The organism is Oleiphilus sp. HI0132 (genome assembly GCF_001635845.1).
The window spans coordinates 1-864 of sequence record NZ_LWGJ01000379.1; the positions used below are offsets into that span (position 1 = coordinate 1).

Annotated in this window: 1 protein-coding gene and 1 pseudogene; both read right to left on the minus strand. The window is 47.5% G+C overall.

Annotated elements, in window-relative coordinates:
* A partial coding sequence (gene tpiA / locus A3766_RS04630; protein ID WP_068641811.1) for a triose-phosphate isomerase occupies positions 1–628 on the minus strand: 628 nt, incomplete at its 3' end.
* Positions 629–717: 89 nt separating this feature from the next.
* Positions 718–864 (minus strand): annotated as a pseudogene (gene glmM, locus A3766_RS28750) (phosphoglucosamine mutase); the annotation flags it as partial.

An 864-nucleotide genomic window follows, 5' to 3' on the forward strand; every position in this document is an offset into this window, starting at 1 on the left:
GAATTGCCATATTTTCAGCTAAGTCCGCAGACTTTTCTGAAACCTGCTGCCGAATATAAGCGTGCATTTCCTGAGCTTGCTCTGGCGTTGCTGTTTCGCCTGTCCCAATTGCCCAAACCGGCTCATAAGCAATAAGCAAATCAGACAGTTCTTGCGAAGAAAATTGCTTCAGCACAGCGCCGACTTGCGTCGCAACAACTTCCTGCGCTCTACCACCTTCTCGATCTTCCAGAGTCTCACCTACACACAAAACCGGCTTAATACCAGCCTTTAGCAAACGGGAGATTTTAGCAACAACATCACTATCAGTCTCTCCGAACAAAGCTCTACGCTCTGAGTGCCCAACTAACGACCACTGACAACCTACATCGCTCAACATAGGCGCAGATACTTCACCAGTAAACGCACCTTCGTCAAAACCAGCAACATTCTGAGCTGCCAACTGGATACCGGAGTCTTTACTTGCTTCAAAAAAGCCGGAAAGTAAAACTGTCGGCGGTGCGATTAGCACTTGCACATCGTCAGGCACGTTAGACGATGCTTGATCGCTAAATGCCTGCAAGTAGTCCTGCATAAATGCAACACTACCATTCATTTTCCAATTTCCCGCAACAATCTTGCTACGCATATATAACACCAGCTTTTCAGAAGGGCGCAAATACTAACCGAGTTAATCTTTACTTACAAGCAACCCATTACGACTTTTTACCCAATTACTTAACCAATTGCATTCTGGACCGTTTCAACCAGAGAGTTCACCACTGAATTCACCAAGTCCGCATCCTCGCCCTCAGCCATAACCCGGATTAGAGGCTCCGTACCCGAGCCTCTCAACAACACTCTACCCTGCCCTGCCAAACGCTC